At 66.2% G+C, this 16,473-nt stretch carries 13 protein-coding genes; 7 read left to right on the forward strand and 6 right to left on the reverse strand.

What is annotated here, in order from left to right:
• Positions 1-90: 90 nt before the first annotated feature.
• From FIU88_RS08785 to FIU88_RS08805, 5 genes are all read right to left on the reverse strand, one after another.
• Positions 91-1,164, reverse strand: a complete 1,074-nt coding sequence (locus tag FIU88_RS08785) for an ABC transporter ATP-binding protein (RefSeq protein WP_152478946.1) — start codon at positions 1,162-1,164, stop codon at positions 91-93.
• The gene (locus tag FIU88_RS08790) at positions 1,161-2,183 is read right to left on the reverse strand and encodes an ABC transporter ATP-binding protein (protein ID WP_152478947.1); all 1,023 of its coding nucleotides are present in this window, start codon (positions 2,181-2,183) and stop codon (positions 1,161-1,163) included. The genes FIU88_RS08785 and FIU88_RS08790 overlap by 4 nt, the downstream gene beginning before the upstream one ends.
• 106 nt (positions 2,184-2,289) lie before the next feature.
• Complete coding sequence (locus FIU88_RS08795) at positions 2,290-3,246, reverse strand: ABC transporter permease (protein WP_016854910.1); 957 nt, start codon at positions 3,244-3,246, stop codon at positions 2,290-2,292.
• Positions 3,243-4,289, reverse strand: coding sequence for an ABC transporter permease (locus FIU88_RS08800; protein ID WP_152478948.1), 1,047 nt, complete (start codon positions 4,287-4,289; stop codon positions 3,243-3,245). Before FIU88_RS08800 ends, FIU88_RS08795 begins: the two co-directional genes overlap by 4 nt.
• A 107-nt stretch (positions 4,290-4,396) precedes the next feature.
• Entirely contained in the window at positions 4,397-5,971 is a 1,575-nt protein-coding gene (locus FIU88_RS08805) for an ABC transporter substrate-binding protein (RefSeq protein ID WP_152478949.1), read from the reverse strand.
• A 422-nt stretch (positions 5,972-6,393) separates the two neighbouring features.
• Here FIU88_RS08805 and gorA point away from each other — a divergent pair, with 422 nt between their 5' ends.
• From gorA to FIU88_RS08825, 4 genes are all read left to right on the forward strand, one after another.
• Positions 6,394-7,755: a glutathione-disulfide reductase gene (gorA, locus tag FIU88_RS08810; protein WP_026068412.1), complete on the forward strand. Its 1,362-nt coding sequence runs from the start codon at positions 6,394-6,396 to the stop codon at positions 7,753-7,755.
• 259 nt (positions 7,756-8,014) lie between these two features.
• Entirely contained in the window at positions 8,015-8,593 is a 579-nt protein-coding gene (ectA, locus tag FIU88_RS08815; RefSeq protein WP_152478950.1) for a diaminobutyrate acetyltransferase, read from the forward strand.
• Positions 8,594-8,684: 91 nt separating this feature from the next.
• Positions 8,685-9,953, forward strand: coding sequence for a diaminobutyrate--2-oxoglutarate transaminase (gene ectB, locus FIU88_RS08820; RefSeq protein WP_016854915.1), 1,269 nt, complete (start codon positions 8,685-8,687; stop codon positions 9,951-9,953).
• Positions 9,954-10,071: 118 nt separating this feature from the next.
• Positions 10,072-10,464, forward strand: coding sequence for an ectoine synthase (locus FIU88_RS08825; RefSeq protein WP_016854916.1), 393 nt, complete (start codon positions 10,072-10,074; stop codon positions 10,462-10,464).
• Between the two features lie 106 nt (positions 10,465-10,570).
• Here FIU88_RS08825 and FIU88_RS08830 read toward each other — a convergent pair whose 3' ends face one another.
• The gene (locus FIU88_RS08830; RefSeq protein ID WP_152478951.1) at positions 10,571-11,128 is read right to left on the reverse strand and encodes a DUF3833 domain-containing protein; all 558 of its coding nucleotides are present in this window, start codon (positions 11,126-11,128) and stop codon (positions 10,571-10,573) included.
• 248 nt (positions 11,129-11,376) lie between these two features.
• On the opposite strand from FIU88_RS08830, the gene FIU88_RS08835 reads away from it, so the two are divergent.
• The 3 genes from FIU88_RS08835 (at position 11,377) to FIU88_RS08845 (ending at position 16,472) form a co-directional block, all read left to right on the forward strand.
• Positions 11,377-13,701, forward strand: coding sequence for an FdhF/YdeP family oxidoreductase (locus tag FIU88_RS08835; RefSeq protein ID WP_152478952.1), 2,325 nt, complete (start codon positions 11,377-11,379; stop codon positions 13,699-13,701).
• A gap of 383 nt (positions 13,702-14,084) precedes the next feature.
• Complete coding sequence (locus tag FIU88_RS08840; protein ID WP_152478953.1) at positions 14,085-14,918, forward strand: ATP-dependent zinc protease; 834 nt, start codon at positions 14,085-14,087, stop codon at positions 14,916-14,918.
• Between the two features lie 42 nt (positions 14,919-14,960).
• Positions 14,961-16,472 carry an inactive transglutaminase family protein gene (locus tag FIU88_RS08845; protein WP_152478954.1) on the forward strand — a complete coding sequence of 504 codons (1,512 nt, stop codon included), beginning with the start codon at positions 14,961-14,963 and terminating at the stop codon, positions 16,470-16,472.
• The last annotated feature ends 1 nt before the right edge of the window (position 16,473 follow it).

Genomic DNA, 16,473 nt, shown 5'->3' on the forward strand with positions numbered 1-16,473 from the left:
GCTTAGCCAGCGTTGACCAACCGGTCAGCCGGATGATCAACGGCAGCGTCTCTCCGCGCGTCTAGCCGAGCGCAGGCACTTTTCGATACCTCAGATCCGGCCTTCCTCCACCCCATGACAGGCCACCTGGCCGCCCTGGTCGGTGGCGATCAGGGTCGGGACTTCTTCCCGGCAGCGCGCGTCGGCATGCGGGCAGCGGCCGTGGAACACACAGCCCGACGGCAGGTTCACCGGCGTCGGCACCTCGCCCTGCAGGCGGATGTGCTGCGGGCGGTCATCCTCGAGCCGGGGAATCGCCGACATCAGCGCCTGGGTGTAGGGATGGCGCGGGGTGGCGAACAGCGTCGCCGTGGGCGCCACCTCGCACACCCGGCCCAGATACATGACCGCGACCCGGGTGCCGAAGTGCTCGACGACGGCCAGGTCATGGGTGATAAACAGGTAGGTCAGGTTGCGCTGCTGCTGGGCCTCCATCAGCAGGTTGAGCACCTGGGCCTGGATCGAGACGTCGAGGGCCGAGATCGGTTCATCGGCGACGATGAACTCCGGGTCCACCGCCAGCGCCCGGGCGATGGCGATGCGCTGACGCTGGCCGCCTGAGAATTCGTGGCCGTAGCGCGCCCCCCAGTCCGGGGCGATGCCCACCGCGTTCATCACCTCGGCGACCTTGTCCTGGACCCTGGCCGGCGACCAGTCGGGATGATGCAGGCGAATCGGCTCCTCCAGCGTCTGCTGGATGGTCATGCGCGGGTTCAGCGACGCATAGGGATTCTGGAAGATCATCTGCATGCGCCGACGGTAGGGCAGCAGCTCCCTGGTGGAGCGGTCGTCGATGCGCTCGCCATCGTAGCGGATCTCCCCGGCGCTGGGGGTGATCAGGCCCATCACGGTGCGCGCCACCGTGGACTTGCCGCAGCCGGACTCGCCGACCACGCACAGCGCCTCGCCGCGCCGGATGTCCAGGTCGACGCCGTTGATGGCGTGCACGTGCTTCTGCTCGCGCACCAGCTTGCCGCCCTTGAACTTGAGCTGCTCGAGGAAGTCGCCGGACAGCGAGAAGCGCTTCTCCAGCCCGCGGATCGACAGCAGCGGCTCGGCCGTCTCCGGCGCCTTCGAAGCGCCCGGGGAGGAGCCGGTAGATGAAGAAAGAGAGGCGGTGGTCATGAATCTTGCTCCTCGGCCGGAATGCGTTCGCGTTCGATCATCTCGGCGACCATGTGGCAGGCCGCCTGGCAGTTGCCCGAGGCGACGAAGGCGGGCACCTCGTCGACGCAGGCCTGGCGACGCGAGCCGTCGGGCCGGGTGACGAAGCCGCAGCGCGGATGGAAGGCGCAGCCGCTCGGCAGGTGGCTAAGCGATGGCATGCTGCCGGGGATCTGGTTGAGCCGCTCGCCGGGCGTGGCCATCTGCGGCAGGGCGTTGAGCAGGCCCTGGGTGTAGGGGTGCTGCGGGTCGTTGATGATCTCGCGGGTCGGGCCCTGCTCGATCACGCGGCCGGCATACATCACCAGCATGCGCTGGGTGACCTGGCTGACCACGCCCAGGTCGTGGGTGATCAGCACCAGGCCGACGTTGTGCTCCTCGCACAGCTCTAGCAGCAGCGCCATGATCTCGGCCTGGATGGTCACGTCCAGCGCCGTGGTGGGCTCGTCGGCGATGATGATGTCCGGGTCGAGCAACAGCGCGATGGCGATGATCACGCGCTGACGCATGCCGCCGGAGAGCTCGTGGGGATACTGGTCGAGGCGCGCCTCGGGCGAGGGGATCTGCACCTGCTCGAGCTTGCGCAGCGAGATCGCCCGGGCGTCCTTGGTCGAGATGCGACGGTGGGCCTTCAGGCACTCGATCATCTGCTCGCCGATGGTCAGCACCGGATTGAGCGTCATCATCGGGTCCTGGAAGATCATCGAGATGCGATGCCCGCGGATGCGGCGCAGGGCGCGGTCGGACAGGCCGATCAGCTCCTGGCCGTCGAACACGATGCTGCCGCCGGCGATGTAGCCGGGCTTGGCGATCAGGTTGAGCAGGCTGAAGGCGGCCACGGACTTGCCGGCGCCGGACTCGCCGACGATGCCCAGGCGTTCGCCGCGATCCAGGCTGAAGCAGACGTCGCGCAGGGCCTGGACGTCGCCGCGGCGCAGCGCGAAGCGCACGTCGAGGTGGTTGACTTCGAGAAGTGACATGGGAACTCCTTGGCCTCAGCCCTTGTGCCGGATGAAGAGGCGCGGATCGAGCGCGTCGTGCCGGCGACCGTCGGACATGGGGGACGTATCGATATTCAGCATGGCCTCAGCCCTTGTAGAGACGCGGATTGAGGACGTCGCGCAGCCAGTCGCCGAGCAGGTTGATGACCAGCACCAGCACCACTAGCACCAGGCCCGGGATCAGGGTGATCCACCAGGAGCCGGACTGGATGTAGTCGAACCCGGACTTGATCAGCGAGCCCAGCGAGGGCTGGGTCTCGGGCATGCCGAGGCCGAGGAAGGACAGCGCCGCCTCGGAGATGATGGCGTTGGCCACCTGCACGGTGGAGATGACGAAGATCGGCGACAGGGTGTTGGGCAGGATATGGCGAAACATGATGCGCCGGCTCGGCAGCCCCATCACGCGGGCGGCGTCGACATATTCCTTGCTCTTCTCGGCCAGCACCGAGGCGCGCACGGTGCGCGCATACTGGGGCCACTCGGCCAGGCCGATGATCAGCACCAGCAGCGGCACCGCATAGGTGCTGAAGGTGGCGCCGCCGAAGATCGCCTTGAACAGCGCGCCGACCACGATCGCCACCATCAGGGTGGAGAACGACAGCTGGATATCGGCCATGCGCATCAGGAAGGCATCGACGCGCCCGCCCAGGTAGCCGGCCAGCAGGCCGAAGCACACGCCGAGGGTGGCCTGCAGCGCCACCGCGCCGAAGCCGATGATCAGCGAGACCCTGAGGCCGTAGAGGATGGTCGAGAGCAGGTCACGCCCCTGGGCATCGGTGCCCATGAGATAGGCCGGATCGCTGCCGTCGACCCAGAACGGCGGCAGCTCCGAGGCCAGGATATCGATCTGTGCCAGGTCGTAGGGGTTCATCGGCGCCAGCCAGGGCGCCAGGACGGCGCAGGCCACCATCAGGATGAACACCGCCAGGCTGACCTGGGCGATCGGGTCACGCAGGAAACTGTAGAGCAGGTAGGAGTCGCGAAAGCGCTCCCAGCGGCTCGCCGTGGACGAGCTCGCAGCGGATGAGGTCGAGGTGGTCATGCGGGCTTTCCTGTCAGCTTGACGGTGGGGTTGACCAGGCCGTAGATCAGGTCGACCAGGGTGTTGGTGATCACGAAGATCAGCCCCACGATCATCAGGTAGGTGACGATCAGCGGAATGTCGGAGCGTTCGATGGCGTCGAGGAACATCAGGCCCATGCCGGGCCACTGGAACACCGTCTCGGTGAGGATGGTGTAGGCGACCAGGGTGCCGATCTGTACCCCGCCCACGGTGATCACCGGCAGCATGGTGTTCTTCAGCGCGTGCAGGAAGTAGATGCGGCGCAGCGAGATGCCCTTGGCGCGGGCGAACTTCACGTACTCCGACTGCATCACCTCGAGCATCTCGGCGCGGATCAGGCGGATGAACAGCGGCAGCATGATCGAGGCCAGCGAGATGGCGGGCAGCACCAGGTAGGTCAGCCCCTCGAGGGAGGCGAAGTTGGTCTCCCAGGTGCCGAACACCGGCACCGGGTCGCCGCGGCCGTAGGCCGGCATGCCGCCGTCGGTACTGATCAGGTCATTGAGCGAGGCGCCCCAGCCGGTATCGGCGGGGAAGGGCGACCAGGACACGCCGATGGCGAACAGCTGGATCAGCACGATGGCGGTCAAAAACACCGGTATCGAGATACCGATGATCGACACGCCCATGAAGAACCGCGACAGCCAGGCACGCGGCCGGATGGCGCTGTAGACCCCGATGGGAATCGACAGGGCGATGATCAGGAAGGTGGACGCGGCCACCAGCTCCAGGGTCGCGGGCAGGTGGCGCAGGATGACGTCGGTGGTCGGCTCGTTGAAGACGTAGGAATAACCGAAGTCGAACTGCACCGCGTTGGCGGCGAAGCGCAGGTACTGCACCGCGAAGGGGTCGTTCAGGCCCAGTTCCTCGCGCAGCGCAGCGCGCTCGCTCTCCGGCACCGACTGGCCGACCATCTGCTGGATGGGGTCGCCCAGATTGTCCTGGATGGCGAAGGCGATCACGCTGATGACGAACATCACCAGCAGCGCATGGAAAAGGCGCTTGATCAGAAAGGCGATCATGAGTGGCGTCCCGTAGGCAATACGGGGTGGCACGCTCGCGTCGAGCGCGCCACCGGGTCAGGATGGGGGGGAAGTCCTCGCCGACGATGACGCCGGCGAGGGAGGAATCACTCTTCCTCGACGACCAGGTCCCCGAGATAGGGGAAGTTCATCACGTTGACGACCGGCTCGATGTCGACGTTGGCGGCGGATGCCCAGGCCAGGTCCTGCCAGTGCAGCGGGATGAAGGCGGCCTCGTCATGCAGGGTCTGCTCGACCCGCTGCAGCATCTCGGCGCGGGCCTCGAGGTCGACCTCCAGGTTGGCCTCGGTGACCAGGGCATCGAGCTCCGGATTGCAGTAGTTGCCGGCATTGTACTGACCGGCCCCGCTGTCGGCGTCCGGGCAGGCGGTGAGGTACTCGTGCAGGTTGGCCGAGTCCTCGGTGTCGGCGTGCCAGCCGATCATCATCATGTCGGCGACACGGTCGTCGTATTCGCCCCAGTACTGGGCCTTGGGCAGGGTCTTGAGATCCACCGTGACGTTGATGCGCGCCAGCATGGCGGCCACCGCCTGAGCGATCTTGGCGTCGTTCACGTAGCGGTTGTTGGGCGCCATCATGGAGATCTCGAAGCCGTCCTCATAGCCGGCCTCGGCCATAAGTTCCTGGGCTCGCTCGAGGTCGTAGCGTGGCGCGAGGCCCTCGACGTGGCCCGCATACCCTTCCGGTGACATCTGGGCCGCCGGGGTGGCGAAGCCCTTCATCAGCCGGTCGGCGATGCCTTCTTGGTTGATGGCATAGGCGAAGGCCTGGCGCACCCGCGGATCCTGGAAGGCCTCGACGCGCTCCTGATTCATGTGGAAGAGGATGATCCGGGTGCCGGTCATGGTGACCAGCTGGGTATCGTCGTCGTTACGGATGCGCTCCAGGTCGTTGGGCGGCACCGGGGCGATGAAGTCGACGTCGCCGGAGAGCAGGGCGGCCACGCGGGTGGCGTTCTCGCTGATCGGGGTCATCACGATCTTGTCGACGTTGCCGGGGGAATCCTCGTCCCAGTAGTCGTCGTGGCGTTCGAACACCACGCGCACGCCCTGCTGGCGTTCGCTGACCTCGAAGGGACCGGTGCCGGACAGATGCCGCGAGGCGTAGGAGTTGCCGTTCTTGACGATCTCGTCCTTGGGATCACCGTCGGCGTCCTCACCGCTGTAGAACTGGCTGTCCATCGGGAAGATGTAGGTCGCCAGGTTGAGCAGCAGCGGATAGGGCTTCTCGGTGGTGAACTCCACGGTGTGCTCGTCGACCGCGGTCACCGAGGCGATGGGCGCGAAGATCGCCTTGAAGTCGGGGCTGCGCTTCAGGCGCTCCACGGTCCACACCACGTCCTCGGCGGTGAAGGCGTTGCCGCTGTGGAATTCGACGCCCTCACGCAGCGTCATGCGCAGGGTCGTGTCGTCGACCTGCTCCCAGTCGGTGGCCAGGCGCGGGGCGAACTCGAGGTCCTTGTTCCAGCGCACCAGCGGGTCGAAGGTCATGTGGGACAGCTGCAGGATACCGCCGGAGAGCTGCTCGTGGATATCGAGCGACACCGGGTCGGCGTCGTAGGCCATGCTGAGGGTGGTCTCGGCCTGGGCGGCCGGTGCGATGGCAGCCGCGGTCATGGCCGCGCCTACGGCGCTGGCCAGAAGGGTCTTCTTGATTGTCATGTTGTATTCCATGCCGGATGGATTGTTATGCGTATCGCCTCGGGATGGGGCGAACGACCGTTTGTTCCGGTCCGGCCTTCAACATAGAGAGTTCGGCGGCGGGAGAACAATCGAAATAACGAGAGGCGTCATGCGCCCGGCGAATGAGGCTCGCCTGGCGGTGCCACGCGGTCGCTGGGATACGGCAGGGCGACCCGGCCCAGGCCCGCCGACGGGGCGCTCATGACGTTTTGATGGGGCAGGGAGGCGGCTCTTATGATCGGGATCGCTGACAAGTTGCTTTTTTTATTACCACCATAGCGGCGGTCAATGGCCGCGGACCTCCCGGGGGCTGCCGACGGCTGGTATGATCGCTGCCACTCACGCCCATCCCCTCTATCACGCACCCATCTATACACACCCAACAGGAGATGCCTGTGTCTGTGACCGAGTATGACTACGACCTCTTCGTCATCGGGGCGGGATCCGGCGGCGTCCGCGCCGCACGCACCGCCGCCGCCACCGGGGCCCGCGTTGCCGTGGCCGAGGATCGCTACCTGGGCGGCACCTGTGTCAACGTCGGCTGCGTGCCCAAGAAACTGTATTCCTACGCCGCCCACTTCCACGACAGCTTCGAGGACGCCAGCGGCTTCGGCTGGACCCTGCCCGAGGCGCCCACCTTCGACTGGGCGACCCTGCGTGACAACAAGATCGGCGAGATCAAGCGCCTCAACGGCATCTACGGCCGGCTGCTCGACGGCGCCGGCGTGCGCCTGATCAACGGCCGGGCCACGGTGGTCGACGAACACCACGTCAGCGTCGGCGGCGAGACCATCAGCGCCGAGAAGATCCTGGTCGCCGTGGGCGGCTGGCCCTGGGTGCCGGACTTCCCGGGCAATGAGCTGACGCTGGACTCCAACCGCGTCTTCGATCTCGACCGCTTCCCGGAACGCTTCCTGGTACTCGGCGGCGGCTATATCGCCGTGGAGTTTGCCAGCATCTTCAACGGCCTGGGCAGCGACACCCACCTGGTCTACCGCGGTGACCTGTTCCTGCGCGGCTTCGACCAGGAAGTGCGCGAGTTCACCCGCGACGAGATGGACAAGAAGGGCGTCAACCTGCACTTCGGCACCAACATCGAGACCATCGAGCAGGTCGAGGGCGGCCTCAAGGTGACCCTGACCAGCGGCGAGACGCTGGAAGTGGATGCGGTGCTGGCCGCCACCGGCCGTCGCCCGCACCTCGAAGGGCTGGGCCTGGACAAGCTCGATGTCGCCACCAGCGACGACGGCAAGCTCAAGGTCAACGAGCGCTTCGAGACCTCGGTGCCGTCCATCCTGGCGCTGGGCGACGTCACCGACGGCCCCGAGCTCACCCCGGTGGCGCTGGAAGAGGCCATGAAGCTGGTCGAGCACCACTTCGGCGACACCACGCCCGAGCCGCTGGACTACGAGCGCATCGCCACCGCGGTGTTCTGCCATCCCAACATCGGCACCGTGGGCCTCTCCGAAGAGGCCGCGCGCGAGCGTTTCGACGCCATTCGCGTCTACAGCGCCGATTTTCGCCCCATGAAGCACACCCTGTCCGGCAGCAGCGAACGCTGCCTGATGAAGCTGATCGTCGATGACGAGAGCGATGTGGTGGTCGGGGCGCACATGGTCGGCGACGAGGCCGGCGAGCTGATCCAGGGCATCGCCATCGCGGTGCGTGCCGGGCTGACCAAGGCCCAGTTCGACCAGACGGTGGGCATCCATCCCACCGGGGCCGAGGAATTCGTGACCATGCGTACGCCGACGCGTCGCTGACGCCACGGACGGCGACATCTCGCCGTCACACCATCGCCACATGAGCGGGCCACCCTGAACGGGTGGCCCGCTTGCGTTTGAAGCATCGGCAGGCCGGAGGAGCGAGACCGGGCTATGCTGTGAGAAGCCCGTCATGGCGGCATTTCACCGCATGCCATAATACAGGTTTATGGTTTCTTGCCGTCCGGATAACAGCGTTTTTGAAAAGGTGATAAGCAGCTGTTATGCTAATTTCCGAATTCGCTAAGCGAACATGATAATGAACGTGACCACAGAGCCCTTCATTCCCTCCGCCGAGCTCGCCCGGCCCAGCATTGCCGACACCGTCGTCGGCCATCAGTCCACCCCGCTGTTCATCCGCAAGCCCAACCCGGACGACGGCTGGGGCATCTACGAACTGGTCAAGTCCTGCCCGCCGCTGGACGTCAATTCCGCCTATGCCTATCTGCTGCTGGCGACCCAGTTTCGCGACAGCTGCGCCGTGGCCACCAACGAGGAAGGCGAGATCGTCGGCTTCGTTTCCGGCTACGTGAAGAGCAACTGCCCGGACACCTATTTCCTGTGGCAGGTCGCCGTGGGCGAGAAGGCCCGCGGCACCGGCCTGGCTCGCCGCCTGGTGGAGGCCGTGATGACCCGGCCGGAGCTGGCCGAGGTGCACCACCTCGAGACCACCATCACGCCGGACAACCAGGCGTCCTGGGGCCTTTTCCGCCGCCTGGCCGACCGCTGGCAGGCGCCGCTGAACAGCCGTGAATACTTTTCCACCGATCAGCTGGGCGGTGAGCACGACCCCGAAAACCTCGTGCGCATCGGTCCTTTCCAGACCGTCGACATCTGATCGCTGCTGCCACGGTGCCGGCGCGCCAGGTCGGCCGGCATCGTCACGCCCGAATTCCCCTTTCTTCCGCTCTTTCCGACAGGAGGTCGCAATGCAGACCCAGACCCTCGAACGCATGGAATCCGACGTCCGGACCTATTCCCGCTCCTTCCCGGTCGTCTTCACCAAGGCGCAGAATGCGCGCCTGACCGACGAGACCGGCCGCGAGTACATCGATTTCCTGGCCGGCGCCGGCACCCTGAACTACGGCCACAACAACCCCAAGATCAAGCAGGCCCTGGTCGACTACCTGGCCAGCGACGGCATCGTCCACGGCCTGGACTTCTGGACCGCCGCCAAGCGCGACTACCTCGAGACCCTCGAGGAGGTGATCTTCAAGCCGCGCGGCCTGGACTACAAAGTGCACTTCCCGGGGCCGACCGGCACCAACGCCGTCGAGGCGGCCATCCGCCTGGCCCGCGTGGCCAAGGGCCGGCACAACATCGTGACCTTCACCAACGGCTTCCACGGCGTGACCATGGGGGCACTTGCCACCACCGGTAACCGCAAGTTCCGCGAGGCCACCGGCGGCATCCCGACCCAGGGCGCGTCCTTCCTGCCGTACGACGGCTACATGGGCGAGGCCACCGACACCCTCGACTACTTCGAGAAGCTGCTCGGCGACAAGTCCGGCGGCCTGGACGTGCCGGCCGGCGTGATCGTCGAGACCGTGCAGGGCGAAGGCGGCATCAACGTGGCCGGTCTCGACTGGCTCAAGCGTCTGGAAGGCATCTGCCGTGCCCACGACATCCTGCTGATCGTCGACGACATCCAGGCCGGCTGCGGCCGTACCGGCAAGTTCTTCAGCTTCGAGCACGCCGACGTGGTGCCGGACATCGTCACCAACTCCAAGTCGCTGTCCGGCTTCGGCCTGCCGTTCGCCCACGTGCTGATGCGCCCCGAGCTCGACAAGTGGAAGCCGGGCCAGTACAACGGTACCTTCCGCGGCTTCAACCTGGCCTTCACCACCGCCGCCGCCGCGCTGCGTCAGTACTGGAGCGACGACACCTTCGAGCGTGACGTGCAGCGCAAGGGCCGCATCGTCGAGGAGCGCTTCCAGAAGATCGCCGCCTGGCTCACCGAGGAGTGCGGCATCGAGTCCAGCGAGCGTGGGCGTGGCCTGATGCGCGGCATCGACGTCGGCAGCGGTGACATCGCCGACAAGATCACCGGCCAGGCCTTCGAGAACGGCCTGATCATCGAGACCAGCGGCCAGGATGGTGAAGTGGTCAAGTGCCTGTGTCCGCTGACGATTCCCGACGAGGACCTGATCGAAGCCCTGGACATCCTCGAGGCCAGTGCCCGCCAGGCCCTGAGCTGATCGATTCCCCGGCCCGTCTCGTCGCCGACGAGGCGGGTGGTCATCGCTGCCGGCCCGAGCCTCGACACATCGAGCGGGCCGGACGCCCGTCACACCAGACATCCCATGGAGAGCGCCAATGATCGTTCGCAATCTCGAGGAAGCCCGTCAGACCGACCGCCTGGTCACCGCCGAGAACGGCAACTGGGACAGCACCCGCCTGTCGCTGGCCGAGGACGGTGGCAACTGCTCCTTCCACATCACCCGGATCTATGAGGGCACCGAGACCCACATCCACTACAAGCACCACTTCGAGGCGGTGTACTGCATCGAAGGCGAGGGCGAGGTCGAGACCCTGGCCGACGGCAAGATCTGGCCGATCAAGCCGGGCGACATCTACATCCTCGATCAGCATGACGACCACCTGCTGCGGGCGACCAAGACCATGCATCTGGCCTGCGTGTTCACTCCGGGCCTGACCGGTAAAGAGGTTCACCGCGAGGATGGCTCCTACGCGCCGGCCGACGACTGATCAACCATCGATCAGGCCATGACGCCAACGGCCCCGGTTCCATCAGGAACCGGGGCCGTGTCGTTTCCTGTAAAGGAAGAACGGGAAGACAGGGCAGGGTGACGACCTAGCGTGGGGCGTCGCGGTCGAAGATGATGGTGATCTCGGCCAGCGTCAGGCCGAACTTCTTCATGGACGTGCGATTGATCAGCCGGCCGTCGGGCTGCAAGTACATCCAGTCGTCCATCTGGAAGGTGAGGTCGCGCCCGTCGACCGTGACCTCGAGTGGATAGCTCATATGGAAGACGTGCCCCGCCTGGCGGGCCTGCACCACGCCCTCGACGTCATTGGCGCGCCCCTCCCAGCGACCGCCGTCGCGACGTTCGAAGGTCCAGACGCGGCGATCGGTCTCGCCGTCGGCGTAGGTGAAACGCTCATCCAGGGTCAGGGTGTCGCCCTCGACGCTGCCGTCGATGTCCACCGTGAAGCGGCGCTGCACCTCACCGCTGTAGTCCTGCACCATGCCCCAGGCCCGCGTCTGCCCCTCGAAGTAGTCGGCGATGTCGAGCCGTGGCGTGGTTCCCGCGTAGCGCCCCACGTCGATGCCGGCACAGCCGGCGAGCATCAGCACCAGGGCCAGCCAGACGACCGGGCGGCCCCGCCGGCTCGGTAATTTTCTATACATGACTCATATCCTTTATGTGCGATGTATAACAATATAGAGGAGTGAGGCTGCGGGTGCCATGCGAGCCGGGGCAGGTCGGGCTTCGGGACATCGGGCGCGAATCTCGGCGAAGCGCTGTTCGGTCAAGGACGTGGCGATCTTCTCGGCGCCGCCTTTACGGACGGCAGGGTCAAGGCCTCACGGGATTCGATTGGACGCGGTGCGACGAGAGGAATATGTTAGGGGGCTCATTAGTTGGGGAAGAGGCAATGAGCCAGGACGAGCATATCAGAGAGTATTCGGGCGCGGCGGCCGGCTGGGGAGCGCTGAAGAGCGTGACCAAAAGCTGGCTCGGCAGCGACAACGCGGTCAAGAACCTCCGTGCCATGCTCAAGACCAACCAGGATCACGGCTTCGACTGCCCGGGTTGCGCCTGGGGCGAGGCGCCGGAGAGCGGGCTGGTGAAGTTCTGCGAGAACGGTGCCAAGGCGGTGAACTGGGAATCCACCGGGCGCTCAGTCGGCCCCGCGTTCTTCGCCGAACACCGCGTCTCGGACCTGCTCAGGCAGAGCGACTACTGGCTGGAATATCAGGGCCGGCTGTCACATCCCATGCGCTACGACGCCGACAGTGACCGCTACGTCGAGATCCGCTGGGAAGACGCCTTCGCGCTGATCGCCGAGCACCTGAACCGTCTCGAGTCGCCCGACCAGGCCGAGTTCTACACCTCCGGCCGGGCCAGCAACGAGGCCGCCTACCTCTATCAGCTGTTCGTGCGCGCCTTCGGCACCAACAACTTTCCCGACTGCTCGAACATGTGTCACGAGGCCAGCGGCATCGGCATGACCGACAGCCTCGGCGTGGGCAAGGGCACCGTGGTGTTCGACGACCTGGCGCACGCCGACGCGATCTTCGTCATCGGCCAGAATCCCGGCACCAACCATCCGCGCATGCTCGAGCCGCTGCGCGAGGCGGTACAGCGCGGCGCCCAGGTCGTCTGCATCAATCCGCTCAAGGAGCGCGGCCTCGAGCGCTTCCAGCATCCCCAGAAACCGCTGGAAATGCTCGGCAACGGCTCCGAGCCTACCCACACCGCCTATTTCCGTCCGGCCCTCGGCGGCGACATGGCGCTGATGCGCGGCATCGCGAAATACCTGCTGGGCTGGGAGCGCGAAGCGCTGGCGGCCGGCGAGCCGCCGGTGTTCGATCACGCCTTCCTCGAGACCCACACCGACGGCCTGGACGACTATCTGGCCGCCGTGGATGCCACGCCCTGGGCGCATATTCGCGAGCAGTCGGGGCTCTCGCTCGACGACATCGAGCTGGCCGCACAGATGTATCGCCGCGCCGAACGGGTGGTGATGTGCTGGGCGATGGGCATCACCCAGCACCGCCATTCGGTGGCAACGGTGCAGGAAATCGTCAATCTTCAGCTGCTGCGCGGCAATGTCGGCAAGCCTGGCGCCGGGCTGTCGCCGGTGCGCGGCCACAGCAATGTGCAGGGCGATCGCACCATGGGCATAGACGAGAAGCCGCCGGCGAGGCTGCTCGACGCCCTGGAGCGGCGCTTCCGCTTCGAGGCGCCGCGAGACCATGGTCACAACACGGTGCAGGCGATCCAGGCGATGGAAGAAGGGCGGTCGAAGGTCTTTCTCGGCCTGGGCGGCAACTTCGCCCAGGCCACGCCGGATACCGAGCGCACCCACGCCGCGCTGCGACACTGCGAGCTGACCGTGCATATCGCCACCAAGCTGAACCGCTCGCACCTGGTGACCGGCCGGGACGCCCTGATCCTGCCGTGCCTGGGGCGCACCGAGATCGACAAGCAGGCCGAGGGGCCTCAGGGCGTCACCGTCGAGGACACCTTCAGCATGGTGCACGTCTCCCGTGGCCAGCTGACACCGCGATCTCCACATTTACGCTCGGAGCCCGCGATCATCGCCGGCATCGCCCAGGCGACGCTGGGCCCGCATCCCGTGGACTGGATGTCGCTGATCGCCGACTATGGCCGCATCCGCGAGCTGATCGCGGACACCGTTCCCGGCTTCGAGGACTTCAACGCACGGCTGAACCAGCCCGGTGGCTTCCACCTGGGCAACGCCGCCGCGGAGCGCGTGTGGCACACGGACAGCGGCAAGGCCCGGTTCCGCTCCCACGCGCTGCCCGAAGCGCTGGTCAACGCCGGCGTGCTGGCGCGCGGCGAGACCCCGGACCTGATCCTGCAGACGCTGCGTTCCCACGATCAGTACAACACCACGCTCTACGGGCTCGACGATCGCTACCGTGGCGTCTTCGGGCTGCGCGAGGTAGTGTTCGCCAGCGAGACGGAGATCCGGCGGCTCGGCTTCGCCCCCGGTGACCGGGTAGACCTGGTGTCGCTGTGGGACGACGGCCGCGAACGTCGGGTCAGCGATTTCCAGCTGGTGGCCTATGACATGCCGGACGGCCAGGCCGCGGCCTACTATCCGGAAACCAATCCGCTGGTGCCGCTCGACAGCTACGGCGAGCAGACCTTCACGCCGACCTCGAAGTTCATCGCGATCCGGCTCGAGCGCGCCGCGCCCAGCCAGCGACTGGACGCCGAGACGGCCTGACATCATCGACTGTACGGCCGCGTGCCCGGAACCTCGAGAGGCGTTCCGGGCGCCGGCGCTGTGACGCGGGTTCCCGTGGCGAAAGCGTGAAGGCTGGACGACACTGGCATCATGCCAGGCCGTCGAGGCCGTCACCGACGGGGTGGACGGAGACGGCCGTCTTGGTGTCGCGATGATGACACAAGGGCATCAAGCCGCCACGGCCAGGACTTCGCATAATATATATTATGTTAAATCATGGTCGTGTCGGAGCCATGCAAGCCCGTGTCAGCCACGGGTTCGTCATCGCCACGACATGGACAGCTTGGCCCCCGCTCCTTATCATCCCGTCAGTTCGCGAGGCCTTTGCCTCTTCACTCGCCAGAGCCAAGGATGTCGACGACATGCCGATTCGCCCCCTGCTGATTGCACCTCTCGCCGCCCTGTTATCGCTCGGTGGCTGCGGAATGGTGCCCCAGCGCGAAGCGCCCCCCGAGCCCGTCACCCAGCAGGCCTTCGCGAATCGCATGGATCGGCTCCAGGCCGACCTGGCCGACCGCTGCGACGCCACGCTCCAGGCCCAGTCGGCGCACCGCGAGGAGCAGCTGGGCCTGCGCGCCGACGTGCGCGAGCTGGGATACCTGCTGCGCAACGTGCGCGGCGAGCTCGAGACGCTGCGCGGCGAGACACGCCAGGAGCCGACGTCCCGCAATTGCCCGGTGGTCGACGAGCGGCTCGACAAGAAGACCCTGGTCGGTCGCAGCGAGTGGATCGGCCTGCCCGAGGTGGGCACCTATCTGGAAGCGCGTATCGATTCCGGTGCCGAAATGTCGTCGCTGTCGGCCACCGAGATCACGCCGTTCGAGCGTGACGGCGAAGACTGGGTGCGCTTCAAGCTGGGCCTCAACGACGAGGACAGCGTGATCGAGTCCAAGCGCGACGAGTGGATCGAGGCGCCTGTCGAGCGCCGGGTCCGCGCCGCCCAGGCCAACGGCGACGCCTCGCGGCCGGTGATTAGCCTGCTGCTGACGCTGGGGCCGCTGCGCGAGAGCGTGGAGTTTACCCTCGATGACCGCACCCATCTCGACTCTCCGGCGCTGCTGGGCCGTCGTTTCCTGATGGATATCACCATCGTCGACGTGGCCCGCCGGCATATCTACGATCGCCCCGAATTTTCCTCGCCGTCGGCAGCGGATGCCGACGCGCCCGAGACACAAGACGAGACGACGGCGCCCTGATCCCGTCAGCGAAGCCCACGTCACGCGTCCAAGGAAGCCGACATGTCCCGACTGCCCTTTTATCTGATCGTCGCCCTGCTGCTGGTCACCGGCATTGCCATGAGCGTCCATCGCCATGTCCAGTTCGAGGTCCCCTGGACGCCGGGCGAACAGCGCCAGGTCTGGGAGATCGAAGCCCAGGTCGACTTCCGCGCCGACGGCGGCCCGGCCAGGGTCGAAATGGCCCTGCCTTCCACCCAGCCCGGCTTCCGGGTGCTCACCGAGCACACCGCCTCGCCCGGCTATGGCCTGAACTACCTCGAGGAGAACGGCGCGCGCCGTGCCCTGTGGTCGGTACGCGAGGCCGAGGGCAACCAGCAGCTCTATTACAGTGCCCAGGTCCTGGTCGCGCCGAACGCAGAGGCCGGTGACGTGCCGCCGCCGCGCCCGGTGCCGAACGTGGTCTGGGAGCCGCCCTATGACACCGCGGCCCAGGAAGTCATCGACCACGCCTGGTCGCGCAGCGCCGATCCCTTCACCTTCGCCCAGCAGCTGATCAGCGACTTCAGCGACGAGCGGCGTGGCGAGAACGTGCGCCTGCTGCTGACCCAGTTCGATCGCTCGCCGCTGCTGCTGCGCCTGTTCCATCAGGCCGGCGTCCAGGCGCGAGCGGTAAGCGGCCTGACGCTGGAGAACGGCCGCCGTCGCCAGGCCCTGAACACCTGGCTCGAGGTCTACGACGGCAACGAGAGCGCACTGTTCGATCCGGCCACCGGCCAACGCGGCCGCCCGGACAACCTGCTGCTGTGGGAGAACGCCGGCCAGTCGGTGCTGGAGGTACAGGGCGGGACCAGCTCCCGGATCAGCTTCTCGATGATCTCGCGCAACCAGCCCGCCGCCGCCGCGGTGCGCAGCCAGGTGGCCAAGGACGCCGACACCCTGCTCAACTTCTCGATCCACAGCCTGCCGCTCGAGGAGCAGGCGCTGTTCCAGACCATCCTGCTGATCCCCATCGGCGCGCTGGTGGTGGTACTGCTGCGGGTGCTGGTAGGGATCAAGACATCGGGCACCTTCATGCCGGTGCTGATCGCCCTGGCCTTCATCCAGACCTCGCTGGTGACGGGACTCGTCGGCTTCCTGCTGGTCGTGGCCGTGGGCCTGGTGATCCGCAACTATCTGTCCTACTTGAACTTGCTACTGGTGGCCAGGGTGACGGCGGTGATCATCACGGTCATCGCCATCATCTCGCTGTTCTCGGTGCTGTCGTTCCGCATGGGCCTCAACGCCGGGCTGCAGATCACCTTCTTCCCGATGATCATCCTGTCGTGGACCATCGAGCGCATGTCGATCCTGTGGGAAGAGGAAGGTCCCAAGGAAGTGCTGATCCAGGGCGGCGGCAGCATGCTGACCGCGGTGCTGGCCTACCTGGCGATGAACAACCCCTGGATCCGCCACATCACCTTCAACTTCCTCGGGGTGCAGCTGATCCTGATGGCGCTGATCCTGATGCTCGGCAACTACACCGGCTACCGGCTGCTGGAGCTGCGTCGCTTCAAGCCGGTCACGGAGGACTGAT

It is taken from the genome of Halomonas sp. THAF12 (assembly GCF_009363675.1).
GTDB lineage: Bacteria > Pseudomonadota > Gammaproteobacteria > Pseudomonadales > Halomonadaceae > Halomonas > Halomonas smyrnensis.

Coding starts and splice junctions, on each gene's coding strand:
- FIU88_RS08790 (WP_152478947.1), bottom strand. CDS start 2,183: ATGTCACTTCTCGAAGTCAACCACCTCGACGTGCGCTTCGCGCTGCGC.
- FIU88_RS08835 (WP_152478952.1), top strand. CDS start 11,377: ATGAGCCAGGACGAGCATATCAGAGAGTATTCGGGCGCGGCGGCCGGC.
- FIU88_RS08825 (WP_016854916.1), top strand. CDS start 10,072: ATGATCGTTCGCAATCTCGAGGAAGCCCGTCAGACCGACCGCCTGGTC.
- FIU88_RS08795 (WP_016854910.1), bottom strand. CDS start 3,246: ATGACCACCTCGACCTCATCCGCTGCGAGCTCGTCCACGGCGAGCCGC.
- FIU88_RS08845 (WP_152478954.1), top strand. CDS start 14,961: ATGTCCCGACTGCCCTTTTATCTGATCGTCGCCCTGCTGCTGGTCACC.
- FIU88_RS08800 (WP_152478948.1), bottom strand. CDS start 4,289: ATGATCGCCTTTCTGATCAAGCGCCTTTTCCATGCGCTGCTGGTGATG.
- ectA (WP_152478950.1), top strand. CDS start 8,015: ATGAACGTGACCACAGAGCCCTTCATTCCCTCCGCCGAGCTCGCCCGG.
- FIU88_RS08830 (WP_152478951.1), bottom strand. CDS start 11,128: ATGTATAGAAAATTACCGAGCCGGCGGGGCCGCCCGGTCGTCTGGCTG.
- FIU88_RS08805 (WP_152478949.1), bottom strand. CDS start 5,971: ATGACAATCAAGAAGACCCTTCTGGCCAGCGCCGTAGGCGCGGCCATG.
- FIU88_RS08785 (WP_152478946.1), bottom strand. CDS start 1,164: ATGACCACCGCCTCTCTTTCTTCATCTACCGGCTCCTCCCCGGGCGCT.
- ectB (WP_016854915.1), top strand. CDS start 8,685: ATGCAGACCCAGACCCTCGAACGCATGGAATCCGACGTCCGGACCTAT.
- FIU88_RS08840 (WP_152478953.1), top strand. CDS start 14,085: ATGCCGATTCGCCCCCTGCTGATTGCACCTCTCGCCGCCCTGTTATCG.